Source organism: Pseudomonas frederiksbergensis, assembly GCF_000802155.2.
In the GTDB taxonomy this organism is placed as follows: domain Bacteria; phylum Pseudomonadota; class Gammaproteobacteria; order Pseudomonadales; family Pseudomonadaceae; genus Aquipseudomonas; species Aquipseudomonas frederiksbergensis_A.
This window is the reverse complement of the sequence record NZ_JQGJ02000001.1, coordinates 331,675-356,265: the sequence shown is the minus strand read 5'-3', so window position 1 is coordinate 356,265 and position 24,591 is coordinate 331,675. Positions and strand designations below refer to the sequence as shown.

The window sequence follows — 24,591 nt, the reverse complement described above, 5'->3', positions numbered from 1 at the left end:
ACGGCAAGTCCCTCGCCCCAATAATGCCTGGCTGAGGCTTCTAATCTTCGGGGCCGGTCCTGCGACTGCTCACCTCCGCCGGCACATCGTCACCCGCCATGCGCTTGCGAAACAACGCCGCCCGGGCCAGCAGCAGGGTGGTCACCGGGACGGTGATGGACAGCAGGATCGGGATCAGCCAGGCATGCAATACCGGGCCGGACTTGAGCGCCGAAAAATAGACGATTGACGCCAACGCCACGCACCAGGCCCCCAGCGTCGAAGCCAGGGCAGGTGGGTGCATGCGTTGGAAATAATCCTTCAACCGCACCAGGCCGATCGCGCCGACCAGGGCGAACAGGCTGCCCGAAACCAGTAGGATCGCCACTGGAATTTCGATCCACATCGACAACTCTCCAGTCATTCGATCACCTCCCCGCGCAACAGGAACTTGGCCAGGGCAAACGAGCCGACAAAACCGAACAGGGCGATCAAGAGCGCCGCCTCGAAATACGTGTCGCTGGCATAACGGATGCCCAGTACCAGCATCATCAGCATCGCGACGATATACAGGTAATCCAGGGCCAGGACCCGATCCTGCGCCGAGGGGCCCTTGAACAGCCGCACTAACGTCAGGACCATCGCCAGCGAGAACAGGAACAGACTCAGCAGGATCGCTTTGGACAGCAGGGCGCTCATTCGAAAATCTCCATCAACGGACGCTCGTAAGTGGCCTTGAAATGTTCGATGAATACCGCTTCGTCCTCCAGATCGAACACGTGCATCAACAAGATGCTGCGGTCCAGCGCCAACTCCGACCAGACCGTCCCCGGAATCACCGTGGTGATCATCGAGAGCACCGCCAGGCCGTTGGCATCGTGCAGGTCCAGCGGCACCTTGATGAACCGCGAGCGAGGCGCGCGGCGTCCGGCGTTGAGTACGCGCCAGGCGACGGCCAGGTTGGACTCAAGCACATCGCGACCCACCAGCAGGAACAGCCGCAGCATGACCCACGGTCGACGGATACGGATCGGCCGTGGCCGCAGCGGACGCATCATCAAGGGTGCGAGAAAACCCAGCGCCGCGCCCAACAGCAGGTGGCCGGCGCTGAGCGACAGGTTCAGCAACAGCCAGAGCAACCACAACGCCAGGGACAGCCAGGGGGCTGGAAACAGATGCCTGATCATGGTTGCACCGCCTTCAAGTCAGCGCTGGCCTGAGGGTTGGGGACAGCGCGGGTGGCAAGCACCGTCATCACATAATGTTCAGGCGTGTTCAACGCATCGGCGACGGATTGGGTGTAGCGCAGCAGGGGTTCGGCCTTGAAGGTCAAGACGATCCCCAGCCCCAGCAGCGCAATGATCGGCAGGCATTCGAACGGTCGCAGCAGCGGTGACGGCCGTTCCTGCGGGGTCCAGAAGCGCTGGATGCCCAAGCGCGAGAAGGCGATCAACGAGGCGAGCCCGGACAGGATCAACAAAGCCAGCAGGCCCCAGGCCTTATTGGACACCGGGACATCACCGCTCGACCCGAGCCCCTCGGGGTTGAGCAATGCGCTGAGCAGGCTCAGTTTGCCGATGAATCCCGACAGCGGGGGCATGCCGACAATCAACAGCGCACAGGCAATGAAACTCAAGCCCAGGAAGGCCATGGTCCAGGGGATCACTTGGCCGACTACCGCCTTCTGTTCGTCATCGAGATTGATGCCCTTGGGCGGCTGCAGCGATTCCAGCGGTCGCGGCAGTGTGTCGAGGTCATCTTCCAGCGGCAGTTCGTTGGCAGAGCGTGAACGCTCGATCAGCTCGGCCAGCAAGAACAACGCGCACAGCGCCAGGGTCGAACTCACCAGATAAAACAGCGCCGCGCCTATCAGGTTGGGCTGGGCGAAACCGATGGCCGACAACAGGATTCCGGCCGAGACCAGGATGCTCAGGCTGGCCATGCGTTCGAGGCGCTGGGCCGCCAGGATCGCGATGGCGGCGCAGGCGATGGTCGCCATGCCGCCGTAGACCAGCCAGTCGCCGCCAAAATACGCCGACGCGCCGGCCTGCCCCGAGAACAGCAAAGTCCACAGGCGCAAGATCGTATAGACGCCCACTTTGGTCATGATGGCAAACAACGCCGCCACCGGGGCGCTGGCGGAGCTGTAGGCCGGAACCAGCCAGAAATTCAGCGGCCACATGCCGGCCTTGGCCAGGAACGCCACCGCGAGAATGCCTGCGCCGGCGTGCAGCAGGCCCCGGTCCGCTTCCGGCACCAGCGGGATTTTCAAGGCCAGGTCGGCCATGTTCAAGGTACCGGTGACGCCATAGATCAGCGCTGCGCCGATCAGGAACAACGACGAAGCCAGCAGATTGATGGAAATGTAATGCAGGCCCGACGACACCCGTGCCCGACCCGATCCGTGCAGCATCAAGCCATAGGACGCGGCCAGCAGCACCTCGAAAAACACGAACAGATTGAACAGGTCCGCCGTCAGGAACGCCCCGTACAGGCCCATCAACTGGATCTGGAACAACGCGTGAAAACTCGCCCCTGCCCGGTCCCAACGGGCCATGGCGAACAGCAGGGCGCAGGCGCCGATGATGCCGGTCAGCACCAGCATCAGGGCCGACAGGCGATCGACCACCAGCACGATGCCGAACGGCGCCTGCCAGTTGCCCGGCAGGTACACGCCTATGGACGTGGGCAAGGGCTGGTCCTGGGTCCAGGCCAGCAACAGCACGGCGATGCATAGCCCCAACAAGGTGGACAACAGGTTGATCCGCGCCTTGAGCGGACGATGTTTCTCGCCGAGCATCAGCATCAACGCGGCGGTCAGCAGCGGCAGCAGGATGGGCGCGGCGATCAAGTGAGGCGTCAACATCATTCCTTGGGCTCCCGGCCGTCCACATGGTCGGTGCCGGTCAGCCCACGGGACGCGAGCAAGACAACCAGGAACAGCGCGGTCATGGCGAAGCTGATCACAATGGCGGTCAACACCAAAGCCTGGGGCAGCGGGTCAGTGTAGTGCAGCAAGTCCTGGGGCACGCCGTCCTTGATGATCGGTTCCTTGCCGATGAACAGGCTGCCCATGCTGAAGATGAACAGGTTCACGCCATAGGACAGCAGGCACAGGCCCATCACCACTTGGAACGTCCGTGGTCGCAGCACCAACCAGACGCCGGAGGCGGCCAATACGCCAATTGCAATCGCGATGACTTCTTCCATCAGGCGTTGGCTCCTTTGAGGGGGGGGACGGGTTTGGGGTGCAGGCCCGGCTTATGGGCCCGCACGGACTGGTGGGCAAGGGCGGTGAGAATCAGCAGTGTGGAGCCGACGACCACGGCGTAGACGCCGATGTCGAAGAACAGCGCGCTCGCTACATGGATGTCACCCAGCAGCGGCAATTCGAAATGCCAGGTATGGGTGGTCAGGAACGGATAACCCACGGCCATTGATCCCAGGCCCGTGGCGGTGGCGAACAACAGCCCGGTGCCCATCCAGCGCAGCGGCCGCAGGCTCATCTGCGCCTCGACCCATTGGGTGCCTGCGACCATGTATTGCAGGATGAACGCTACCGACATCACCAACCCGGCGACGAAGCCACCGCCGGGTTGGTTGTGGCCGCGCATGAACAGGTAGAACGACACCACCAGGGCGATCGGCAGCAGCAAGCGCACCAGTACCGAGGGCACCATCATGAAACCCAACGCGGTATCGCTGGCGTGGCGCGGGTTGACCAGGTCGGTGACCACGTCCGGCGCCAGCAGGCGCTGTTGCGCCGGCAGCTGCATGCTTTCCTTGGGTGGGCGGAAACGCCGCAGCAGGGCGAACACCGCCAAGGCCACTGCCACCAGCACGGTGATTTCCCCGAGGGTGTCGAAGCCCCGGAAATCCACCAGCATCACGTTGACCACGTTGCTGCCGCCGCCTTCGGGCAGGGCCCGGCTCAGGTAGAACGATGAAATGTCGTTGGGTGTCTGGCGCGTCAGCATCGCATAGGACAACAGCGCCATGCCGCCGCCCACCGCGACGGACAACAACAAGTCCCGCAAACGGCGGATGCGCGCGCGGCGTTCGCTATTGGGCAGCGGCGACACGTCTTCGATTCGCCGTGGCAGCCAACGCAGGCCCAAGAGGATCAGCACCGTGGTGACGACTTCCACCACCAGTTGCGTCAAGGCCAGGTCCGGAGCCGAGAACCAGACGAAGGTCACGCAGGTCATTAGGCCACAGACACTGACCATCGTCAGTGCCGCAAGACGGTGATATTTGGCCTGCCAGGCCGCGCCCAAGGCACAGGCAATGGCCAACACCCACAGCGTGACGAACACCACGGAGCCGGGGATTTTCGGCCGGTCGCCCCAGGTCAGCGAGCTGTTGAGCATCGGAATCAGCCCGGCCACTACCGCTGCCAATACCAGCCAGAACAGCTGGGCCTGCAGGCGTCGGGTGCTGATCTTGCGTTCAAGCCGGCGGCCCTGGCGCATCATCAGCACCAGGCAGCGCTCGAACAGACGCTTGCCGCTGAGGCGGCCGACCAACGGCGGGCGCTTGATGTGGCCTTGCTTGAATTGTTTGCGCAATAGCAGGTACAGGACGATCCCGCCCGACATTGCCACAAGGCTCATGATCATCGGCGCGTTCAGGCCATGCCAGATCGCCAGGCTGTATTCGGGCAGCGGACCGCCCACCACTGGCAGCGCGGCGGCGGCCAACAACGCGCCCACCACTTGGGCGGGGAAAATGCCCACCAGCAGGCACGTGAACACCAACAGCTCAACCGGTGCGCGCATCCAACGCGGCGGTTCATGGGGAGTGTGGGGCAGGTCGGTGGCGGTGGGGCCGAAAAACACATCGACGGTAAAACGCAGGGAATAGGCGACGCTGAACGTACCGGCAATGGTGGCAATGATCGGCAGCGCCAGCTCGACCCAGGCGGTGGCGGAAATGAACACGGTCTCGGCGAAGAACATTTCCTTGGACAGGAAGCCATTGAGCAACGGCACCCCGGCCATGGCCGCGCTGGCGACCATGGCCAGGGTCGCTGTGAACGGAATCAGCCGCACCAGGCCACTGAGCTTGCGGATGTCCCGTGTGCCACTTTCGTGGTCAATGATCCCGGCGGCCATGAACAGCGAGGCCTTGAAGGTGGCGTGGTTGAGAATGTGAAACACCGCCGCCACCGCTGCGAGAGGACTGTTGAGGCCCAGCAGCAACGTGATGAGCCCCAGATGGCTGATGGTGGAATAGGCGAGAAGGCCCTTGAGGTCGTTCTGGAACATTGCGCAATAAGCGCCGAGCACCAAGGTGCAAGCCCCCGCGCCGCCGACGAGATAGAACCATTCTTCGCTGCCCGACAGTGACGGCCACAACCGCGCGAGCAGGAACACGCCGGCCTTGACCATGGTCGCCGAGTGCAGGTACGCCGAGACTGGCGTGGGCGCGGCCATGGCGTGGGGCAGCCAGAAATGGAAAGGAAACTGGGCGCTTTTGCTCAAGGCGCCGATCAGGATCAACGGCAGCAGGATGGGGTAGAGGGCATGGTCACGGATCAGGTTACCGGCGGCCAGGACCTTGTCCAGGTCATAGCTGCCCACCACATGGCCGAGCAACATCACCCCGGCCAACAGGCACAGCCCGCCGGCACCGGTCACCATCAACGCCATATAGGCGCCGCGCCGGGCGTCGGCGCGGTGATGCCAATAGCCGATCAGCAGGAATGAAAACAGGCTGGTCAGTTCCCAGAAAAACACCATCTGGATCAGGTTGCCGGAGATCACCAATCCGAGCATGGCGCCCATGAACGCCAGGAAAAACGCGAAGAAGCGCGGCACCGGATCGTCCGGCGACATGTAATAGCGGGCGTACAACGACACCAGCGTGCCGATGCCCAGCACCAGCAACGAAAACAGCCAGGCAAAACCGTCCAGGCGCAGGACGAAATTCAAGCCGAGGCTGGGCAGCCAGTCATAGTGTTCGCGAATCACGCCGCCATCGGCGATCTGCGGGTACCACAAGGCCACCTGCACCGTGCCGGCCAGGGCCACGAGGCCGGCCAGCAGCGATTCGGCGTTACGGGCGTTATGCGGCAACAGCGCCGCGACACAGCTGCCGATGAAGGGCAAAAGCAATAGAACTATCAGCGACATAGGCTTCTATTCGGCGGGAGGTTGTGAGGGATCATACGTGGCGTATTCCCGATCACCAACCGCGAGGGTGTCGCAGAATCCTACAAGGTAGATGGATTTTTCCTGTTTTGGGTTGTTTCGGTGAGTGACGGGTAGTCGCGGTTGGTCGCGGATATCGAAGCGTTCTTAGCTCAAAAACGGGATCCGGGTGCGGTACCTTTCTACCGCACCCGAGCATCGCTCCATCGCCATGCTGCGCCATACAGAAAAGGAGAACTGTATGGCAAAGGAAACATCAGGAGATGGATCGGACGGCTCTGTCGTCATCAGGCCGGGACGTCCTTCATCCGGCGGCGGTTCCGGAGGCGGCTATGGCGGCGGCTTCGGGGGAAACCGCGTCGGCGCGACAGGCGGCCCGAAGCGTTCAGCCAAGGGAATTAAAAAGAGGCAGCAAGCGACGCTCAAACGCCAGGCCGAGGAAGCGAAAGCCGCCGCAAAAGCGAAGGCTGACGCTGCGAACGCCAAGGTCGCTGCCGCCGCGGCGGCTCAGGAACAGGCGCGTTTGCTGGCACGCCAGCAGCTGTTGGCGACCATGGCGCAGCGCCACACCACCACCCGGGCCGAGGTGGATCGAAACTTCGCGAGCAAACGATCACAACTCGACGCCGCGCTGCAAAAGGAAATCTCGGCCGCAAAACGGCCGCCCGCCTCGAACTCAACCGAGCGCTGGCAGCTTTACCTCATCACCAAGGAAAAAAGCGAAATCGACGGGCTGATCGCCCGTATGTCTCAAGAACTCAACGCGAAGAATCTCGCCGCCCGTGTCTTTGATGGACAGGATCCGCTGTCCCGTTCGGTCGATGATTATCGCGCGCGACTGGATCAATTCGGTGCCGCGCTGGATGAAGGTCACCGTCTCTGGGAACAGGCTTACATTGCGGCTCAAGAGGCTCGGTTGCTTTCCGAGCAAATCAAGGCCTTGAGCGAAAAATCCAGCGCGCTGGCCAAGCGCCATGCTGAGCAAGCTATCGTTTGGCGTGAGCGGGAAGCCGGCTGGGAGCGCCAGCGCCAATACGCTGAGCAACGGGCGGAGCGCATCCGTTTCAAACAGCAGGTTGACGAAAACGTCCGGCTGGAGAGGCTCAGGCAAGTTCATACCGTGAATGTGCCCGCCTCTTCATTGACCGCGGGCGGGATGGTGTTGAGTCAGGGGACCGTGTTTGTACCCCGGCAAGACACGGCGGTATTGGACAAGGCTGTCCAGTCGGCCGTGGGGATGCTCGGTGAGTTAAAGAGCGTTGCCTTGAAGGGGCCAGGTTTATTTATCGCGCTGGCGACACACACCACCCCTCTAGGCAACGGAGAACTTACTGTCGAGCAACGTCGGCGGCTGTTTCAAGGCGTTGGCGTACCGGCCCAGGCAGTGGGTCTGGCGGACGAGCAACGGTTGAGGTCAGTTGCCGATGCAGGTGGCTCGGTAGAAATGCCGCACCGGCTCAAACCTGAAACCGTATCCGAAGGCACCACGATTCACGTCGCCAATACCGGCGGGGCAATCAGCGCTCAGGTTCCGGTCATCAATGCAGTCCTGGACCCTCTGACCGGCCTCTACAACGCCGAAGTTCCTGGCGTTGTAACCCGGCAACTCCAGTTCGCCACTGACGCGCTCCCACACACTGCCCCGACAAGCCCGCCAGTACTGATGCTCATGGCGCCACAAGTCGAGACCCTGCCGGCGGGCGTGGACCTGCGCATTCAAGACTGCATCGTCTGCGTGCCTGGGTTGCCGCCGACCTATTTCTCATTCGATTTGCCACCCCTGGGCTCGGGCATCGTCGCGGGCGCTGGCAAGCCGGCTGCCAATGATTGGTGGAGCACGGCCAGCCAGCCCCAAGGCGCGGCCATTCCCGAACAAGTCGGCCAGCAGATGCGGGCGCAGACCATTAAGTCCTTCAGTGCCTTCGACCAGGCACTGTGGCGCACCCTCGCCGAGCACCCAGCGCTGTCGGTGTCGGGCAACGCAGATGAGATCAACCAAAAACGCATCGAACGCGGCTTTGCGCCCTATGCGCCGAAAAGCACGTGGGTCGGCGAGCGTCGCGAATTCGAACTGCGTTATCAGAACCGGGCCGAGCTGGGTGAAAACCCTTTCAATCTCGACCGCATCAGCATCGCCACACCAAACAGCCTGCTGGGCAGGCCTGGCATCGTACCGGCTGTCATCCCCTGGCCCGCGCCTCCAATCGGCAACGGTACCCGAACACCCCTGGTACCACCGGGCATCGAACAGCTTGGCCCGACCACCTCACCGATTACACCGCCACTCTCGTCGGTATACCCCGGCAACCCTGTCATCCCGGTCCTACCAGAAAACGAGACGTTTCCGGCTGTTGACGAAGGGCAGGCCGGTGCCAGTATTCCTGGGTATCCGGGGGATATGGAGTTGCCTTCGCCGGGGTTGGTGTTTGTAGGCCCTCCGGTGGAACCGTTGGAGGTGGGGCCGTATAACGAACTCAGTGGTCGAAGCAGAGGAGATGAGTTGGACATTGATCACATACCGTCTAGGAAGGCGTTGGAGTTTCATATTCGTATGAACGGTTACGATATGAGCCCCTTCGAAATCCGGGAAGCGATCCGACGGGCACCGTGCATTGCCGTTCCTTCAAGTATCCATCGCAAATTCAGTGAGACGTATGGTGGACGCAACAGTTTGGAGAAGAGCATGAATGATGCTGCAGATCTGGAGGCAGCAGTGAACAGTAACCTAGCAGCACTAAAACCGGGTCTTGTGGAGTCTGGTGCATCAGAGTCAGATATAGATGCGGCCCTAGAGTTGTTGCACGATTTGCATAAAAAACAGGGGTGGTATTGATGAATGTTTTTGAATTTGAAGTACTCATCGAACGTATCGGAACTTCGCACGAGGTACTGGTAGGGCAGGGCGTACTTCCCGACCAAACATTGACCGAAATGTATGAGGGGCGAGATCGTCTTGAGCTTGAACTAGAACCGGGTATTGAGTTGGAGTTCTGGCGTGAGACGAGGAGGTTCGAGACGCTTTTTGTTACACTCATGCGAACCATACCTTCTATGTCGAAATATGAAGGCGAGCTTCCTATTCCATATATGTTGGAAATGACGCAGTCTGATGTTCATGCGATTTTCGGGGAACCGATGGCATCGAAAGGTCCAATAAAGATGCCAGTGCCGATAGGGATGACTGGGGGGTGGGATTCGTACCCGTTGGACCCAGAACTGTATCCCGGTAAAAAGGTTGTTTTTCAATATACCCAGGATATGAGAGTGAAAACCTTGGTCTTCACTTTGATAGATAAAGGGCACTTTTGATCAGGTGATGAGTGCGTTGCATCACTTTTTCTGCAGCGCTTAAATCGGGACTTGTCAAGTTAGGAGCGTCGGGATCAGCATATAGATGTCGCCCCGAAATCGTTGCATGAACTGCATAAAAAACAAGGGTGGTATTGATGAAAGCTTTTGAACTTGAAGTGCTAATTGAACGTATTGGAAGTCAATACGAGATATTACTAAGCGAGGGCATATTGCCCGATCAATCATTGACCGAAATTTTTGAAGGGGACGATCAACTTTGGCTTGAACCCGAACCGGGTATAGATCTGGATTTCTGGCGGGAAACGGGCAAATTCGAGACGCTTTTCGTTTCACTCATACGAACCACACCCTCGACGAAGGAGTATAAAGGCGAGCTTCCTGCTCCCTATGCGTCGGAAATGACCCAAGATGATGTTCATGCGATTTTCGGGGAGCCGATGGCATCGAAAGGCCCCATAAAAATGCCAGTGCCGATAGGGATGACTGGGGGGTGGGATTCGTACCCGTTGGACCCAGAACTGTATCCCGGTAAAAAGGTTGTTTTTCAATATACCCAGGATATGAGAGTGAAAACCTTGGTTTTCACTCTGATAGATAAAGGGCACCGCTGATCAAGATGATGAGCGTGCCGAATCGCTTTTATCGAGAATGGCTGCTACATGATCTTCAAAAAAATATGAAGACTGTACCGAGTTTGAGCTCTTACAAACCCGGCTTCAAACCAGAATAGACCAAGCCCCTGTAGGCACCTGCTCGACCAATCGAGCAGGTGCCTTACCGAGCATGCAGGCTTAAACAAGGAAAACCATAGATGGAACTTAAACCCAAACTCCAGGATTACACCGAGGCCGAGTTTCAGGCGTTCGTAGGGAGAATCTGGAATGTCGACATGGGCAAAGAAGAGCATGATCGACTGATCAACCATTTCGATCGAATCGTCGGGCACCCCAAAGGCGCGGATCTGCTGTTTTACCCCGAAGACACCGGGTACATGAACGCCCCGGAAACGATTGTCCACTTCGTAAAACAGTGGCATTTCAAAAAGAACGTTATCCCCTTCAAGGGAGGGGTACTGCCTGCCCCGGCCAAGCCCGCGCCCCGCTTGAGCATGGCGCAACACGCGACGGCAAGAGCCAAGCGCGAACTTGCCAATGCACAGCAGATGGCCTTGAACATCACCGCCGCAGACCAGACGGTTGAGAAGGCCTTCACCCAGTTGGAGCTTGCTACCCGGCAACGACAAGACCAACACGATGCAGAGCAGACGCTGGAGACCCTCAAGCTGAGCATGCGGCAATTGGAGCACGCACAACACGAAGTGGTCATGGCCGTTGGCGCGTTTGAACGGCGTAAAATGGGTGTCGAGTTTGCCCTGAACGGCGCCCAGCGCGATCTCACCTATAACAAAGCCGACCAGGCGATCTGGCAAGCGAATGCACGGCAGGCCACCGCCAATCATGGCCGTTATCTTGCGCGTTTGTCCTCGATCGCCCGGCGCCATGCCGTTCTTCATACCGCCGCTGAAGCCGTACTGGAGCGTTCCTCGGAGCAACTGATGCGTTTGCGCGTGCAGGACAGCAGGCCGGTATTGTTTCGTATGTCCGCTGTCAACGGTATGAGGCACCCGAACCTGTTGCTGAGCGATGCGCCGCCACTAAGGGTTAGTCAACAGGTGGATTTGCGAAAATCCATTCGCTCAGCCGTTGCCGAGTTCAATTGGTTGATGACGCATCCAGAGCAGGGCCACGCCGGGCAATATGCCGAGGTCCTGAGTTTTGATCTTGTCAGTCGAACCAAAGAGGTGCGTTTTAGCCTGTGTGTGGCGTTGGCCGAGATCTCTGTGATCGAACAGGACTGGCAGGCCCTCGCCGTGCAGCAGGGCGAGGTGGCGTTGCCGTTGCGAATGAGCACTGCAACGACCGCGACAAGACCCGGCAGCCGTTTCAGGGGCCTGAAAGAAATACGTGAACTGTTTCAGATCTACATCACGCCTGCCGCGGGTGTGTTGCCGTCCAAGGTGCGCGTGAGGTTGGCGGTTTGGGACGAAGCTGGACGGGCTTTTCGCTTGACCACGGACGGCTCGCAGCCCCAAGTGATTGAATGGACCAGTGCGGATAGCTTGGAGGCGCCGATTGCGTCCGAGCAAAGTCGACTCGATTCTGCCGGTTTCATTCACTCTTCGCCGGTGCCGACATTGGAAACTTTTGAATCCATCGAAGAGGTTCGATTTGATGATTATGTCGTGGTGTTTCCCCAGAATTCGGGATTGGAGCCGGTCTATGTTGTGTTCAACGACCGTCGAAGCGCGTGATTGAAGACGCTTGGGTAATGCCAGTCAGGAGATAACACGCCATACATCACCCGTGGCGAGAGAGCTTGCTCCCGCTGGGCTTGTGTAGGGGCTGCCGAAGGCTGTGATCTTTTGATCTTGATCTTTCGCTTGGGATTCAAGTGTCTGGGGAAAGATCGCAGCCTCGTTGCACTCGACAGCTCCTACACAGAGTCACAGGTTCGATCACCATTGCAGGCGACCGGCTTCACTACTCGCGCTCAAGCACCTCATCCACCTCGACAACGCCTTTGCTCCGGGTCTTCAACTCGCTGACAATCACTGCCGCCACAATCAGTGCCGCGCCGAGCAAGGCAATCGCCGGCAACCGCTCGCCCGCCAGGCGCCCGGCGATGCCGGCCCACACCGGTTCGCCGGCATAGATCAGTGTGGCGCGGGTCGGCGAGACGCTTTTCTGTGCCCAGTTCATCGCCACCTGGATCGCTGCGCTGGCGGCGCCCAGGCCCACGGCGCTGACCAGCAGCAGCCAGGAGAAGCTCGGAATCACTTCCTGGGTCGGCACCACCATCAGGAAAGCCAACACCGCCGTGCAGGCCAGTTGCACCACCGTCACCCGGCGTACATCGACCTGGCCGGCGTAGGTACTGATCAGGATGATCTCGGCGGCGATCGCGATGGCGCTGATCAGCGTGGCGATTTCACCCGGGCTGAAGTTCAGCGAGGCCCCGGCTGGGCCCGACACCAGCATCAGCCCGGTGAAGGCCAGCATGATGCCGATGCTTGGCATCAAGCCTGGTCGACGGCCCAACACCAGCCATTGCAGCAACGGCACGAATGGCACGTAAAGCGCGGTAATGAACGCCGACTGACTACTAGGGATGGTTTGCAGGCCGACCGTCTGCAGGCCATAGCCGAGCATGATCGCCACCCCGATGAAACTCCCGGCCTTGAGTTCGAACAGCGTCAGCGCGCGAAGATGCCGCCAGGAGAACAGCGCGACAAACGCAGCCGCTGCGGCGAAGCGCAAACCCACGAAAAACATCGGCCCGCTGACCGTCATGGCGTGCTGCACCAATAGGAACGTTGCGCCCCAGATCATGGTGATCAGCACCAGCACGCACTCGGCCTTGCTGAACCTTGAAAGAGGGGAGGATGCTTGCGGGGAGTTCAACGATGCCATGATCTTGCGCGCTACTTGAGGCGGACGCACAATGCGCCCGAAGTTGGGCAGTATAATGCGCAACCCTGTCATGTGAGCAATATAGTGCACAAAGAATCCGGTCAGCGGGCCTCCGTCCTGCAACACGTCAGCCAGAACGTCCGTCGTCTGCGGCATGCCGCCGAGCTCAGCCAGACGGCGCTGGCCGAGCTGTCGGGGGTCAGCCGGCGAATGCTGGTGGCCATCGAGGCCGGCGAAAAGAACGTCAGCCTGACGACCCTGGACCGGGTCGCCGAAGCCCTCGATGTCGCCTTCAGCGATTTGATCCAAGCCCCCGAAGCCCGCGACCCGAGCCGCATCAACGAACTGGTCTGGGCCGGTGTGATCCCGGGCAGCAAAGCGGTGTTGCTCGCCAAGGCCACCGCCAGCCGTGAGGTAGAACTCTGGGAATGGCGGCTGGAGCCGGGCGAGCATTACCATTCCGAGTGCGACGCAGATGGATGGAGCGAACAACTTTATGTATTCGAAGGCTGCCTGACGTTGCTGCTGGGCAGCGAAGAGCGCCGTATAGGCGTCGGTGAGTTCTTCATGTTCGCCAGCAACCAGCCCCATGCCTATCGCAACGATGGCCCGGTGGCGGCGAGATTCGTACGCAACGTGGTGATTTAATCCCTGGGAGAAAAGCGGTATGGACACAGCGCTGGAGCAACATGAGCAGGGCATCACCCGGCAAGCCGATATCCTGATCATCGGCGGCGGCCTGAGCGGTGCCATGCTGGCCGCGCAGCTGCTGCGCCTGCCGGGCCGGCGCGAGGTGCTGATCGTCGAGCCGCGCAGCGAACTTGGGCGGGGCGAGGCCTACAGTGCCGTGGAGCTGGGGCACACCTTGAACGGCAACGCGGCACGCATGAGCGTCGACCCGGACAACGCCGACGATTTGACCCAATGGCTCACGGCGTTCATCGAGGCCGGCGGCTGGCCCGAGTCGGATCAGCAGCATGTGCCGATCAGTGAGCTGTTCCCGCCCCGAGGGATGTTTGGCCTCTACGTTCAGCAACGTCTGGCCGAGGCGCGCGAGATTGGCGCGATCGATGGCTCGGTGGCCGAACATGTGCGGGCAGAGGCCGTCGACCTGCAGGTCATCGATAATGCCGTGCGAGTGAAACTCGGCGACGGACAGGTTTTGCAAGGACGCTCTGCCGTGCTCGCCACCGGCATGTTCCCGGCGGCACGCACCCCGCAGACCGAATCCAGCGGTCTGAATGCCGCGGCCCTGGATCCATGGGATGTGGCTGCGATGCGCCAGCTCGATCCGGAATCGACGGTGCTGATCATCGGCTCGGGGCTGACGATGGTCGATGCCGTCGTGTCCCTGGAACAGGCTGGGCATCGCGGCCCGATCGAGGTGTTTTCCCGTCACGGCCTGCTGCCTCACGTGCGCCGCCAGCCACCGGCCTGGGTGGACTTTCTCGCCGAAGATCACAGCCTGCGTTCGCCCCGCCAACTGATGCGCGCCCTGCGCGAGCAATGCCGCCTGGCCCAAGCCCAAGGGATCGATTGGCAGGCGCCGCTGGACACCGTGCGCGCACACATCGGGCGCTTGTGGAACCAGGCCAGCGACGTGCAGCGCCGCCAGTTCGTGCGCCATGTGCGGCCATGGTGGGAGAGTCATCACCATCGCTCGCCGCCATTGAGTGCGGAACTGGTCGCGCGCCTGCATGGGGAAGGGCGGTTGCGAATCCAGGCGGCGTCGTACAAGGGACTTGTGTCGTCTGGCGCAGGGTCAGTGGCGATCAATATTCGCCGAAGGGGCGAGGCTGGAATGGAAGTGGTGAAGGGCGCCGCGTTGATCAACTCCAGCGGCATTGAATATGACTGGCGTCGTGTGGCGCGGCCCTTGCCGCAACAGTTGTTGGCCCGAGGGTTGATCCAGCCGGGACCACTGGCACTGGGGATCGCTGCGCGTGCCGATGGCGCGGTGCTGGATGCCCGAGGCGAGCCCGCCAGCCGCCTGTTCGCCATGGGCCCGCCGCTGCGGGGGATGTGGTGGGAAAGCACGGCGGTGACTGATGTGGCGAGTCAGGCCAAGGCGTTGGCGGGGCGGTTGGCTGAACTGCAAGCTCGACACTGAGCACCGTGGCGAGGGAGCAGGTTTCACTGCTCCTGCACTCGCACCCAACGCTCTTCCCGCGCCGCCAGGCGAATCGCCGCCGCCAGCCGCTCCACTTCCCAGGCCTCTTCGAAATCTGTCCCGCCTCCACCGTCGCCTGCCAGCGCCATGATCAATTCCCGGACCTCCAACGTCTTCAGTTCGTTGTAGCCCAACTGATGCCCGGCGGCGGGGCTGAAGGCGGCGTAGCCGGGTAGATCCGGGCCGGCCAGCAGCCGTTGGAAGCCCGGCTGGCCGGCGCGGCATACACGCAGTTCGTTCAGCCGTTCCTGATCGAACGCCAGCGTGCCGAGGGTGCCGCTGATCTCGAAGCTCAGGTGGTTCTTGTAGCCGTGCTTGAGCCAACTGCTGCTCACCGTGCCCCGGGCGCCACTGGCGAAACGCAGCAGCGCGTGGACCTGGTCATCCACCGCGATAGCCCGTTGTTCAGCATTGCCGGCGCTGGCCGGGCGTTGGTAGTGCACGGTCTGGCTGTCGGCGCACACGGCGTCGACATCGCCCAGCAGGTGACGGGCCATGGCCAGTAAGTGACTGCCCAGGTCCGCCAACGCGCCACCGGCGTGGGTCGCTTCGCAACGCCATGACCACGGCGAGTTTGGATCGGCCATGAAATCTTCGCTGAACTCGCCTTGGAAACTGATGATCTGCCCCAGCTCTGCGCGTTGGATCATGTCACGCGCCAGCTGGATGATCGGGTTGTGCTGGTAGTTGTAGCCGACCCGTGTCACCACCCCGGCAGCCCTGGCCGCCTGGCGCATCTGCTCGGCCTGCTCCAGGGATACCGCCAGGGGTTTTTCGCAATAGACCGGCTTGCCCGCCGCCAGCGCGGCCATGGCCATCGGGAAGTGCAAGTGGTTGGGGGTGGTGATGGCGACCAGGTGAACCTTCGGGTCGTCGATCAGCCGTTGCCAGTCACTGTGGGCGGTTTCGAATCCCCAGCTCTGGGCGCACTGGCGGGCACGCTGCGGATCGGCGTCGGCCAGGGCTGCGAATGTGAGGTTCAGGGGGAGGTCGAACACCGCCTTGGCATTGTGGAACGCCAAGGCATGGGCACGGCCCATGAAGCCGGTGCCAATCAGACCGATGCCGAGTTCACGCATGAGAAGAGCCCTTTGAATTTTTATTTTCAGAAGGGCTCTTTATGGAATAAATATTCCCTAAATGCAAATATTGGAATAAATATTCATTTGTTGTGATTGCTGAAGACCTCTTGTGGGAGCGAGCAGGTCTGCTATGGGGTTCACTGTCAGGACAGGAACCCACCATCCACATTCAACGCCACGCCCGTGGTGTAGCTCGACGCATCGCTGGCCAGGTACAACACCGCGCCGGCCATTTCGCTCGGGTCGGCCACGCGCTTGAGGGGAATCTGTGCCAGGGCGGTCTTCAGGATGGCGTCGTTCTTCACCAGTGCCGAGGCGAACTTGGTATCGGTCAGGCCAGGCAGCAGGGCGTTGCAACGGATGCCGAATTGCGCGCATTCCTTGGCGAAGACCTTGGTCATGTTGATCACCGCAGCCTTGGTCACCGAGTAGATGCCCTGGAAAATCCCCGGCGAGATGCCGTTGATCGACGCAACGTTGATGATGCTGCCGCCGCCGTTTTCACGCATCAGCTTGCCGGCTTCCACCGACATGAAGAAGTAGCCGCGAATGTTCACGTCGACGGTTTTCTGGAACGCACCAAGGTCGGTGTCCAGCACGTTGCAGAACTGCGGGTTGGTGGCGGCGTTGTTCACCAGAATGTCCAGGCGCCCGAACTGTTCGCGGATGCCGGCGAATACTTGGCTGATCTGCTCCATTTCGCCGATGTGGCAGGCGATGGCGGTGGCCTTGCCGCCAGCCGCGATGATTGCGTCGGCAACGTGCTGGCAACCGTCGAGCTTGCGGCTGGAAACGATCACGTGGGCGCCTTGCTGGGCCAGCAGTTTGGCGATGGCTTCGCCGATGCCACGGCTGGCGCCGGAAACGAAAGCGATCTTACCGTCGAGGTCGAACAACTGGGTCTTGGACATGCTGTTTCCTTGTTATAGGTGCGCTCAGAGCGTGGATTTGTTGATGACCTGCAGGCTCATCTGCTCCAGCAGTTTGTTCATCTGAACGAACTGCGCGAAGCGTTTGTCCTGGGTCTGGCCATGGAAAAAGCGGTAGTAGATCTGCTGGACGATGCCGGCCAGGCGGAACAGGCCGTAGGTGTAATAGAAATCGAAGTTGTCGATGCGGATTCCAGCGCGTTCGGCGTAGTAATCGACGAATTCACGGCGGGTCAGCATGCCCGGCGCGTGGCTTGGCTGGCGGCGCAACAGTTGCACCGGCGCCGGATCACCGGCCTCGATCCAATAGGCGAGGCTGTTGCCCAGGTCCATCAACGGGTCGCCGAGGGTGGTCAGTTCCCAATCCAGCACGCCGATGATCTGCATCGGGTTGTCCGGGTCGAGGATGACGTTGTCGAAGCGGTAGTCGTTGTGAACGATGCTCGATGTCGGATGATCGGCGGGCATCTTGTCGTTGAGCCAGGCCTTGACCGCCTCCCACTGGGGCGCATCGGGGGTCAGGGCTTTTTCGTAGCGGTCGCTCCAGCCACGGATCTGCCGCGCCACGTAGCCTTCGGGCTTGCCCAGGTCGGCCAGGCCGCAGGCGTGGTAGTCGACGCGGTGCAGTTCGACGAGCCGGTCGATGAAGCTTTTGCACAGCGCTTCGGTGCGGGCGGCGTCGAAACCCAGTTCCGGCGGCAGCTCGGCGCGCAGGATAATGCCCTTGACCCGTTCCATCACGTAGAACTCGGCGCCCATCACCGACTCGTCGGTGCAGTGCACATAGGCTTTCGGGCAGTACGGGAAGCCTTCGCGCAACTGATTGAGGATGCGGAACTCACGGCCCATGTCGTGGGCTGACTTGGCTTTGTGGCCGAACGGCGGCCGCCGCAGGACAAACTCCTGCTCGGGGTATTCCAGCAGGTACGTCAGGTTCGACGCGCCACCGGGAAACTGGCTGATCACCGGCGCGCCGGTCAAGCCAGGAATATGGGCCTTGAGGTACGGGTCGATCAGGTTGGCATCGAGTTCTTCACCGTCGCGCACGCGGGTGGACTGATCAGTAACTGCCATGCTTATCCCTTCTGCTTATTTTGGAGGCCATCGATCATTGGCTAATCTAATGGCGCGTGGGAGGCGTCACAAGCACGCCGGGGTCTTATAGGTTAGCGTGTTGCTGGATAATCAGCGGCCTTGATGCATGGTTCCCGTGCGCGGCGGGCGCTTGCGAGCTAAGGTTTGGAGACTGTCGCTTCCAAGGAGCCATCGCGATGGGATGCCCGCAAGTCTGTAGCACCGCGACCCTGCAATGCAGCTTCGGCGCGGCACCGGCGGTGCTCAACGTGCTACCGGTCAATCGCTTGCTGACCGGGGGGATGCCGGCGGCAAATATCATGGATCATATTCCCTTGGTGAACATCACCACGTTCGGCATGTGCCAGAGCCTGGCGAACCCGACCGTGGCCGCGGCCACCGCGGCGGCGTTGGGCGTGCTGACCCCCATGCCATGCATTCCGGCCACCGCGACCCCGTGGATCCCCGGTGGCGCACCGACGCTGTTGCTCGGCAACATGCCGGCCATCGACGCCAACAGCACGTTGATGTGTACCTGGGCCGGGGTGATCAAGATCGTCGTGCCGGGGCAGGTGCAGATGCTCATCCCCTGATGGTTGCGTGGTGGAATCAGGCTAGCTGCCCACATGTACTGGGCTGACTGAGGGGTTGATGTCAGGCCTGCGCCGGATCATTCCAACGCCGGAACCACCAGCGCACCCGGGAGATCGGCTTGCCCTCGGCATCCAATGGCCGGCCGTCCTGGGCATAGGCCTGGGCCGGTTCCAGCAGTTGACCGTTGAGGTAACGGGCTTCGACTGCCGGGCTGCCGTTGGGGTGCAGGCGCCGATAATGACCGTCGCGTACGCCGTCGCGATAGAACTCCGCTTCGGCCAGTTGCCCATCGGGAAAGTAATTGTTTGCCTCACCGTGCAATAGCCCGCGGCGGTACGTGGCCTGGCGTTGCAAGCCGCCCTCAGCCGCATAGAAACTCGCCGTGCCTTGTAGTTTGCCTTTCACGAATGGCAACACCGCCGAAACCTTGCCATTGGGATGATACAAGATGCTGGTGCCTTCCAGTTCGCCCTGGTGGTAGTGGAGTTTCGCTTGCGGGCGTTGTGCTTCTTCAATCTGCAGCGGGCCGTCGAGCTTGCCATCGACCAGTTGCCCGTTCAGCTGGCTGTCGTCGCGTTCCACGTCCAGTTTCTTCGAGGCCATTGTCGCGCTTCCTCAGTTGACCTTCACCAGGCCGCCCTTGATGGTCAGCATGCCGCCGCCGTCCACGGTCTGTTCGGCGGCGGCCTTGTTCACCAGGCTGATGCCGGCGTCGTTGGTCAGGGTGGTGCCGGCCTTGTTTTCCAAGGAGGTACCTGCCTGGTTGCTCAGGGCCGTGCCGGCTTTCTGGCTGATGGACGTGCTGGCCTGGACGGCCAGGTCCGTGCCGCTCTTGATGGCGAAGCTGTCGCCGCTTTGCAGGGTCAGGGTGCCACTGACCTTGATGGTCAGGTTGCCGTCCACCGTCAGGCTGTAGTTGCCGGTGACTTTGTGCTCATAGTTGCCGCCGGTGCTGTGGGTCTGGTCGGAACCCACGGTCACGGTGCGGGTGTCTTTCACATCGAGGCTGTCGCTGCCGGTCTGGATGGTCACGCAGCGCTTGCCTTTCTCAAGGGTGACGGTTTCGTCGCCATCCTTCACCGTGCGGGTGCGGGCGTTCTGCACCGTGAGGGTTTCGTCGTGGCCGACGGTGGCGGTGGTGTCGTTGAGCACGTTGATGTTGAAGTCCTTTTGCGCCTGGAGAAACACCTCTTCAGCGTCTTTCTTGTCTTCGAAGCGCAACTCGTTGAAACCGCCGCCGCCCTTGGACGAGTTGGTCTTGATCCCGGATTGGGTCTGGTTCGCTGGCAGCGCGTAGGGCAAGGCATTGTCGCCGTTGTAGACGCAACCGGTAACCAAGGGCCGATCCGGGTCACCGTCGATGAAGGTGACGATGACTTCCTGGCCGATGCGCGGCACGAACTGCATGCCAAAACCCTTGCCGCTCCAGGGCAGGACCACGCGTACCCAGCAGGACGAGGTCTCGTCGTTCTTGCCGGTGCGGTCCCAGGGGAACTGCAACTTGATCCGGCCGTATTCATCGGTCCAGATTTCTTCGCCGGCCTTGCCCACCACCAGCGCCGTCTGGGTATGCATGCGTGGTTTTGGCGTGATGCGAGCTGGTCGGTAGGCGGTGGCCTTGGGGATCGCTTCGAAGCGGTTGCGATAGCTGTCGTGGCTGGCTTCATGGCTGACTGCCGTCACGACCCAATCGATGTTCAGCGTCGTGTCTTCATGACCGACGAGGGTGAACCAATAGCCTGGCACCAGCCAGCGGCAGTCGCTTTCGCCGACAAACCGCTTCTCTTGGCTGCGCAGGCCGTCCACTCGCTGCTTGGTCAACGCATCGCCCTGGGCCTTGGCGGTATAGCCGCCGGGATGTTCGTACAGCGAACTCGGCCCCGCCATGGCCTCGGCCTGGCTGAAGAGCGATGTCGTCGGCGTGGTGAACTCATAATCGGTGGCCTGGTAAACCCCGGCCACCGCTTGCAGGCACACTTGCCCTGCGCGGATACCGTGCAGTTCTCGCTCCCCCAGCTTCTGCCCGAGATAATTCACCGTCGGCCCATTGGGGATGGGCGAGAAGGCGTCATTGCTGTCGGCCAGGACCAAGGTGTGCTTGCCCTCGTCATGGGAGAAGAACCAGAAGATCCCGTCTTCTTCCAACAGGCGCGAGACGAAGGCCAGGTCTGTTTCGCCGTACTGCACGCAGTATTCGCGCGGGGTGTAGCTGCCGCTGAGCTTGAGTTGAAAATCGCTGAAGCCATGGGCGTTGAAAATCGTGGTGACAATGTCCGACGTGACGAGGTTCTGGAACACGCGGTTGTTGCTGGCCAGGCTCAGCCACCAGAGCCATGGCCGGAGCAAAAGTTGATAGCGCTCGGCGGTGGCATCGGCCGGTAGTTGGCGGATCTCGGCCACCAACCCATCCAGCGGGCGCAGCATGGCGTCCTTGTGCAAGGTGGCGGTCACATGGCTGGCGACGGCCGTGGTGAGGTCCAGCGAGGCACCGTCGTTGATGCCGTTGAGAATGTGCGAGCCCAAGCTATTGAGGCGCTCTTCGCCGGACAGCGAGTCGGGGTACAGCGCCGACAGCGAGGTGGCGGTGAGGGAGAGGGTGGTGTTGCTGTCGGTGGAGCGGGGCATTGAAAGGCCTCACGACTTCGAGAAAACGTACGCGTCAGCTGTAGTGGGTGGTGATGAAATTGTACGGTGCGCTTAATTCGCTTGATCGACTGATAGGAAGGCCGTGAGGATATGTGTCTATGTTGCAGAGATAAGCAGTGAAAGACCCCTCGGCATCGCAGACCCATGAATCACCGCGGTTCAGGGTCTTATCCAGCAACTCACGATTTTTCTGACTCGTAGCGATGACCACGACCCAGCGATTGTCGGCCTTGAACCCGTGGAGCTTGTTGACATCCCGGGTGATTGATTCCTGGAGGTTAGCGCCGCCGAAATCTCCGTTTGTGCTCTCTACCTTGATTTCTACCGCATAGCTCTTTCCTTGGAGAACGAAATAGAAATCGACCTTCTCGGCGCTGTAAGGCCAGGGGTAGCTGATCTCCCTGACCTTGGCAGCGGTCGCGTAGCCACGTAGAAGGTGGTAGGCAATTTCAACTTGGGCGGCGCCTTCCCACGGACCGTTCGAAGTCCAGCTTTTATTGAACTGGCTCGGTGTGCCGGAAAAATCTTGCGGGTGGACGCCGGCTGCCTGCAATACCACATTTAAAAAGTCGCTTTCCGTCATGATGCATGTCTCCACTGAGTAAGAAACTGCCACGAAATTCGGTCGGCCTGGAGGTGTTACTCCAACACCCACTCCGCCAACTTCCCCGTCACCTGCGTCATCAACACGTTCTCGACGTCCCTTGCCCCGGCCGCGCTGCATTTGGCCAATACCGCCTTGACGATCCCGGCATCGAATTCGAACTGCTTGCCCGTCGCCGCCTTATAGCGCCCGCGCAATTTTTCCAACTTCGCCAGCACGATCCCTTCCAGCGTCGCTTCATCCAGCGGCCGATACGCCACCACGGTCATGCGCGCCAAAAACGCTGGGCGGAATACTTGCAGCAGCACCTTGTGCAAGGCTTCGTTGAAGGCGTCGCTGCCCAGTTGCGCCACAGGCGTGTCCAAAAGCAGTTCGGCGCCGACGTTGCTGGTGGCGAGCATCACGGTGTTCTTGAAGTCCACCACCAGGCCGGTGCCGTCTTCCATCAGGCCTTTGTCGAAAACGTTGTAGAAGGCTTCGAGCACGTCCGGGTGGGCCTTTTCGATTTCGTCGAGCAGCACCACGCAATAGGGTTTGCGCCGCACCGCTTCGGTGAGCACGCCGCCGCTGCCATAGCCAACGTAGCCGGGCGGGGCGCCTTTGAGTTGGCTGACGGTGTGGGCCTCTTGGTATTCAGAGAGGTTGATGCTGATCAGGTTGCGCTCACCGCCGTACAAGGCATCGGCCAGGGCATAGGCAGTTTCGGTCTTGCCCACGCCGGTTGGGCCCACCAACAAAAACACGCCGACCGGTTTCTGCGGGTCGGTAAGACCGGCGCGGTAGGCTTGCAGGCGTTGGGCGATGGTGTTCAGCGCCGTGCCCTGGCCCATGACTCGCTGGCCCATGCGTTGGCCGAGGGTACGCACGGCGTGGGCTTCGTCGGCGAGCATCTTGCCGACCGGGATGCCAGTCCAACCGGCGATCACCGCGGCGACGGTCTTGCTGTCCACCTGTTCGGGCACCAGCGGATCGTCCTGGCGAATGGCATCGAGACCGGCTTCCAGGCGCAACAGTTCGGCGGCCAGGTGGTCGATGCGGTTATCAATCTCGGTGTCGGCTTTTTCACTGTCGGCGCGTTCGCTCAGGGCAAGCAGTTCGCGGCGGGTGTCGAGCAGTTCGCGCACGGCTTCGCGCTCTTCGCCCCAGCGGGTTTCCAGCTCGCGGATGGCCTGCACATTACTGGTCGATTCGTTCTCCAGCACGGTGATGCGCTCGCGGTGATCCAGACCGGTGGCCTGTTCCCGGCGCAGGCGTTCGACCTCGTCCTTGAGGCTGTTCTGCCGATGGCGCAGGCTTTCCAGCGGCGGCGGTACGTCGTGCTGGCCAAGGGCGACCCGGGCGCAGGCGGTGTCGAGCACGCTGATGGCTTTGTCTGGCAACTGTCGCCCGGAGATGTAGCGGTGGGACAGCTTCACCGCCTCGTGGATGGCCGCGTCCAGCACCTGCACGCCGTGGTGCTGTTCCAGTTTGCTCGCCACGCCCCGGAGCATTTCCACGGCGGTGAGTTCGTCCGGTTCTTCCACTTGCACGAGTTGGAAGCGGCGGGCCAGGGCCGGATCCTTCTCGAAATATTTTTTGTATTCCAGCCAGGTGGTGGCGGCCAGGGTGCGCAATTCGCCCCGGGCCAAGGCCGGCTTGAGTAGATTGGCCGCGTCGCTGCCACCCTCGGCCCCGCCCGCGCCAATCAGCGTATGGGCTTCGTCGATGAACAGGATGATCGGTTTTTCCGCGCTGCGGACTGCGTCGATCACGCCCTTGAGGCGTTGTTCAAATTCGCCCTTGACGCCCGCGCCCGCCTGCAACAGCCCGAGGTCCAACACGCGCAGGGTGACTTCCTGCAACGACGGCGGCACATCCCCGGCGGCGATGCGCAGGGCCAGGCCTTCCACCACGGCGGTCTTTCCGACACCCGGTGCGCCCACCAGGATCGGGTTGTTCTGCCGGCGCCTGAGGAGAATGTCGATGCACTGGCGGATCTCGCCGTCGCGGCCGACGATGGGGTCGATGCGGCCGTTCCGGGCGTCGGCGGTCAGGTCTTGGGTGTACTGGTCGAGTACCGGGTCCTGTTTCTGCGGCGCTTCGCCGGGTTTGACCGGGCGCACGCCGCCGACATGCTCGCGGGAGCTTTCAGTCCACTCCAACAGATGGGCGCGCAGGGCATCGCGGGGAATGCGCAGCAGGGACGAGGCGCTGTTGAGTAGCAGGCTGCGACGTTCATCACGGTCAAGCAGTGCCAGCAGTAACAGTCCGGAGCGGATGCTGTCCAGGCCCAGCACGCTGGCCTCGACCACGGCGTCTTCCAACAGGCCGATGGTTTGTGCTGACAAGGCGGGCGTGCGGGTGCTGCCGGATTTGAACAGGTCCAGGGCCTTGTTGGTTTCCGCCGTCACCGCATCACGCTCAAGACCGAATCGCGGCAACAGGCAGGCGAAGTCACCGCCCTCGATGTCGAGCAACTCCAACAGCAGGTGTTCGATTTCCACGTAATGATGGCTGCGCTGCATGCACCGCTGCGCGGCCCGTTCCAGGGCGCGGCGGTTGTCCGGGTTGAGGCGTCCGATCAGGCTGGCCAGTTCCAT

21 protein-coding genes are annotated in these 24,591 nt (G+C 61.3%); 7 read left to right on the top strand and 14 right to left on the bottom strand.

Going from position 1 to position 24,591, the window contains the following annotated elements:
• Nucleotides 1-40: 40 nt before the first annotated feature.
• From JZ00_RS01540 to JZ00_RS01515, 6 genes are read right to left on the bottom strand one after another with little or no spacing between them, the layout of a single operon-like run.
• Complete coding sequence (locus JZ00_RS01540; protein WP_039593023.1) at nt 41-403, bottom strand: Na+/H+ antiporter subunit G; 363 nt, start codon at nt 401-403, stop codon at nt 41-43.
• Entirely contained in the window at nt 400-678 is a 279-nt protein-coding gene (locus tag JZ00_RS01535; RefSeq protein ID WP_039593024.1) for a K+/H+ antiporter subunit F, read from the bottom strand. Before JZ00_RS01535 ends, JZ00_RS01540 begins: the two co-directional genes overlap by 4 nt.
• Nucleotides 675-1,163, bottom strand: coding sequence for a Na+/H+ antiporter subunit E (locus JZ00_RS01530; protein ID WP_039593051.1), 489 nt, complete (start codon nt 1,161-1,163; stop codon nt 675-677). The genes JZ00_RS01535 and JZ00_RS01530 overlap by 4 nt, the downstream gene beginning before the upstream one ends.
• Complete coding sequence (locus tag JZ00_RS01525) at nt 1,163-2,848, bottom strand: monovalent cation/H+ antiporter subunit D (protein WP_039593025.1); 1,686 nt, start codon at nt 2,846-2,848, stop codon at nt 1,163-1,165. Before JZ00_RS01525 ends, JZ00_RS01530 begins: the two co-directional genes overlap by 1 nt.
• A complete protein-coding gene (locus JZ00_RS01520; protein WP_003202835.1) occupies nt 2,845-3,189 on the bottom strand; it encodes a Na+/H+ antiporter subunit C in 345 nt (114 codons plus the stop codon). The genes JZ00_RS01525 and JZ00_RS01520 overlap by 4 nt, the downstream gene beginning before the upstream one ends.
• Nucleotides 3,189-6,113: a monovalent cation/H+ antiporter subunit A gene (locus JZ00_RS01515; RefSeq protein ID WP_039593026.1), complete on the bottom strand. Its 2,925-nt coding sequence runs from the start codon at nt 6,111-6,113 to the stop codon at nt 3,189-3,191. Before JZ00_RS01515 ends, JZ00_RS01520 begins: the two co-directional genes overlap by 1 nt.
• Nucleotides 6,114-6,372: 259 nt before the next feature.
• Between JZ00_RS01515 and JZ00_RS01510 the strand changes: the two genes are divergently transcribed.
• The 4 genes from JZ00_RS01510 to JZ00_RS29845 all read left to right on the top strand — a co-directional run bounded on the left by JZ00_RS01510 (nt 6,373) and on the right by JZ00_RS29845 (nt 11,754).
• Nucleotides 6,373-8,964: an S-type pyocin domain-containing protein gene (locus JZ00_RS01510; RefSeq protein WP_046508818.1), complete on the top strand. Its 2,592-nt coding sequence runs from the start codon at nt 6,373-6,375 to the stop codon at nt 8,962-8,964.
• Nucleotides 8,964-9,440 carry a DUF6392 family protein gene (locus tag JZ00_RS01505; protein WP_039593027.1) on the top strand — a complete coding sequence of 159 codons (477 nt, stop codon included), beginning with the start codon at nt 8,964-8,966 and terminating at the stop codon, nt 9,438-9,440. Before JZ00_RS01510 ends, JZ00_RS01505 begins: the two co-directional genes overlap by 1 nt.
• 137 nt (nt 9,441-9,577) lie before the next feature.
• Nucleotides 9,578-10,054 carry a DUF6392 family protein gene (locus JZ00_RS01500; RefSeq protein WP_039593028.1) on the top strand — a complete coding sequence of 159 codons (477 nt, stop codon included), beginning with the start codon at nt 9,578-9,580 and terminating at the stop codon, nt 10,052-10,054.
• Between the two features lie 200 nt (nt 10,055-10,254).
• Nucleotides 10,255-11,754 (top strand): bacteriocin immunity protein, encoded by a 1,500-nt coding sequence (locus JZ00_RS29845; protein WP_039593029.1) that lies wholly within the window; start codon nt 10,255-10,257, stop codon nt 11,752-11,754.
• A gap of 229 nt (nt 11,755-11,983) precedes the next feature.
• On the opposite strand, the gene JZ00_RS01490 is transcribed toward JZ00_RS29845, so the two are convergent.
• Entirely contained in the window at nt 11,984-12,985 is a 1,002-nt protein-coding gene (locus tag JZ00_RS01490) for a DMT family transporter (protein WP_039593030.1), read from the bottom strand.
• Between the two features lie 12 nt (nt 12,986-12,997).
• Here JZ00_RS01490 and JZ00_RS01485 point away from each other — a divergent pair, with 12 nt between their 5' ends.
• Both JZ00_RS01485 and JZ00_RS01480 read left to right on the top strand, forming a co-directional pair.
• Complete coding sequence (locus JZ00_RS01485; RefSeq protein WP_018612737.1) at nt 12,998-13,561, top strand: helix-turn-helix domain-containing protein; 564 nt, start codon at nt 12,998-13,000, stop codon at nt 13,559-13,561.
• A 19-nt stretch (nt 13,562-13,580) separates the two neighbouring features.
• On the top strand, nt 13,581-15,023 hold the full coding sequence (locus JZ00_RS01480; protein ID WP_039593031.1) for an FAD/NAD(P)-binding protein: 1,443 nt from the start codon (nt 13,581-13,583) through the stop codon (nt 15,021-15,023).
• 23 nt (nt 15,024-15,046) lie between these two features.
• On the opposite strand, the gene JZ00_RS01475 is transcribed toward JZ00_RS01480, so the two are convergent.
• From JZ00_RS01475 to JZ00_RS01465, 3 genes are all read right to left on the bottom strand, one after another.
• Complete coding sequence (locus JZ00_RS01475; RefSeq protein ID WP_039593032.1) at nt 15,047-16,162, bottom strand: Gfo/Idh/MocA family protein; 1,116 nt, start codon at nt 16,160-16,162, stop codon at nt 15,047-15,049.
• Between the two features lie 146 nt (nt 16,163-16,308).
• Entirely contained in the window at nt 16,309-17,076 is a 768-nt protein-coding gene (locus JZ00_RS01470; protein WP_003180553.1) for an SDR family oxidoreductase, read from the bottom strand.
• Between the two features lie 24 nt (nt 17,077-17,100).
• The gene (locus JZ00_RS01465) at nt 17,101-18,168 is read right to left on the bottom strand and encodes a phosphotransferase family protein (RefSeq protein WP_039593033.1); all 1,068 of its coding nucleotides are present in this window, start codon (nt 18,166-18,168) and stop codon (nt 17,101-17,103) included.
• A gap of 197 nt (nt 18,169-18,365) precedes the next feature.
• On the opposite strand from JZ00_RS01465, the gene JZ00_RS01460 reads away from it, so the two are divergent.
• Nucleotides 18,366-18,761 (top strand): DUF4280 domain-containing protein, encoded by a 396-nt coding sequence (locus tag JZ00_RS01460; RefSeq protein ID WP_039593034.1) that lies wholly within the window; start codon nt 18,366-18,368, stop codon nt 18,759-18,761.
• 61 nt (nt 18,762-18,822) lie between these two features.
• On the opposite strand, the gene JZ00_RS01455 is transcribed toward JZ00_RS01460, so the two are convergent.
• Genes JZ00_RS01455 through tssH form a run of 4 tightly spaced genes read right to left on the bottom strand, consistent with a single transcriptional unit; the run spans nt 18,823 to nt 24,591 of the window.
• On the bottom strand, nt 18,823-19,365 hold the full coding sequence (locus JZ00_RS01455; protein WP_039593035.1) for a toxin-antitoxin system YwqK family antitoxin: 543 nt from the start codon (nt 19,363-19,365) through the stop codon (nt 18,823-18,825).
• 12 nt (nt 19,366-19,377) lie between these two features.
• Nucleotides 19,378-21,387 carry a type VI secretion system tip protein TssI/VgrG gene (tssI, locus tag JZ00_RS01450; protein ID WP_039593036.1) on the bottom strand — a complete coding sequence of 670 codons (2,010 nt, stop codon included), beginning with the start codon at nt 21,385-21,387 and terminating at the stop codon, nt 19,378-19,380.
• 34 nt (nt 21,388-21,421) lie between these two features.
• Nucleotides 21,422-21,991: a hypothetical protein gene (locus tag JZ00_RS01445; RefSeq protein WP_039593037.1), complete on the bottom strand. Its 570-nt coding sequence runs from the start codon at nt 21,989-21,991 to the stop codon at nt 21,422-21,424.
• Nucleotides 21,992-22,047: 56 nt separating this feature from the next.
• Nucleotides 22,048-24,591: a type VI secretion system ATPase TssH gene (gene tssH / locus JZ00_RS01440; protein WP_039593038.1), complete on the bottom strand. Its 2,544-nt coding sequence runs from the start codon at nt 24,589-24,591 to the stop codon at nt 22,048-22,050.

Bases quoted from the DNA above. Each gene is read 5' to 3' on its own strand.
- JZ00_RS01540 (WP_039593023.1), bottom strand. From the start codon at position 403: ATGACTGGAGAGTTGTCGATGTGGATCGAAATTCCAGTGGCGATCCTA.
- JZ00_RS01535 (WP_039593024.1), bottom strand. From the start codon at position 678: ATGAGCGCCCTGCTGTCCAAAGCGATCCTGCTGAGTCTGTTCCTGTTC.
- JZ00_RS01525 (WP_039593025.1), bottom strand. From the start codon at position 2,848: ATGATGTTGACGCCTCACTTGATCGCCGCGCCCATCCTGCTGCCGCTG.
- JZ00_RS01520 (WP_003202835.1), bottom strand. From the start codon at position 3,189: ATGGAAGAAGTCATCGCGATTGCAATTGGCGTATTGGCCGCCTCCGGC.
- JZ00_RS01515 (WP_039593026.1), bottom strand. From the start codon at position 6,113: ATGTCGCTGATAGTTCTATTGCTTTTGCCCTTCATCGGCAGCTGTGTC.
- JZ00_RS01510 (WP_046508818.1), top strand. From the start codon at position 6,373: ATGGCAAAGGAAACATCAGGAGATGGATCGGACGGCTCTGTCGTCATC.
- JZ00_RS01505 (WP_039593027.1), top strand. From the start codon at position 8,964: ATGAATGTTTTTGAATTTGAAGTACTCATCGAACGTATCGGAACTTCG.
- JZ00_RS01500 (WP_039593028.1), top strand. From the start codon at position 9,578: ATGAAAGCTTTTGAACTTGAAGTGCTAATTGAACGTATTGGAAGTCAA.
- JZ00_RS29845 (WP_039593029.1), top strand. From the start codon at position 10,255: ATGGAACTTAAACCCAAACTCCAGGATTACACCGAGGCCGAGTTTCAG.
- JZ00_RS01490 (WP_039593030.1), bottom strand. From the start codon at position 12,985: ATGACAGGGTTGCGCATTATACTGCCCAACTTCGGGCGCATTGTGCGT.
- JZ00_RS01480 (WP_039593031.1), top strand. From the start codon at position 13,581: ATGGACACAGCGCTGGAGCAACATGAGCAGGGCATCACCCGGCAAGCC.
- JZ00_RS01475 (WP_039593032.1), bottom strand. From the start codon at position 16,162: ATGCGTGAACTCGGCATCGGTCTGATTGGCACCGGCTTCATGGGCCGT.
- JZ00_RS01470 (WP_003180553.1), bottom strand. From the start codon at position 17,076: ATGTCCAAGACCCAGTTGTTCGACCTCGACGGTAAGATCGCTTTCGTT.
- JZ00_RS01465 (WP_039593033.1), bottom strand. From the start codon at position 18,168: ATGGCAGTTACTGATCAGTCCACCCGCGTGCGCGACGGTGAAGAACTC.
- JZ00_RS01460 (WP_039593034.1), top strand. From the start codon at position 18,366: ATGGGATGCCCGCAAGTCTGTAGCACCGCGACCCTGCAATGCAGCTTC.
- JZ00_RS01455 (WP_039593035.1), bottom strand. From the start codon at position 19,365: ATGGCCTCGAAGAAACTGGACGTGGAACGCGACGACAGCCAGCTGAAC.
- tssI (WP_039593036.1), bottom strand. From the start codon at position 21,387: ATGCCCCGCTCCACCGACAGCAACACCACCCTCTCCCTCACCGCCACC.
- JZ00_RS01445 (WP_039593037.1), bottom strand. From the start codon at position 21,991: ATGACGGAAAGCGACTTTTTAAATGTGGTATTGCAGGCAGCCGGCGTC.
- tssH (WP_039593038.1), bottom strand. From the start codon at position 24,591: ATGGAACTGGCCAGCCTGATCGGACGCCTCAACCCGGACAACCGCCGC.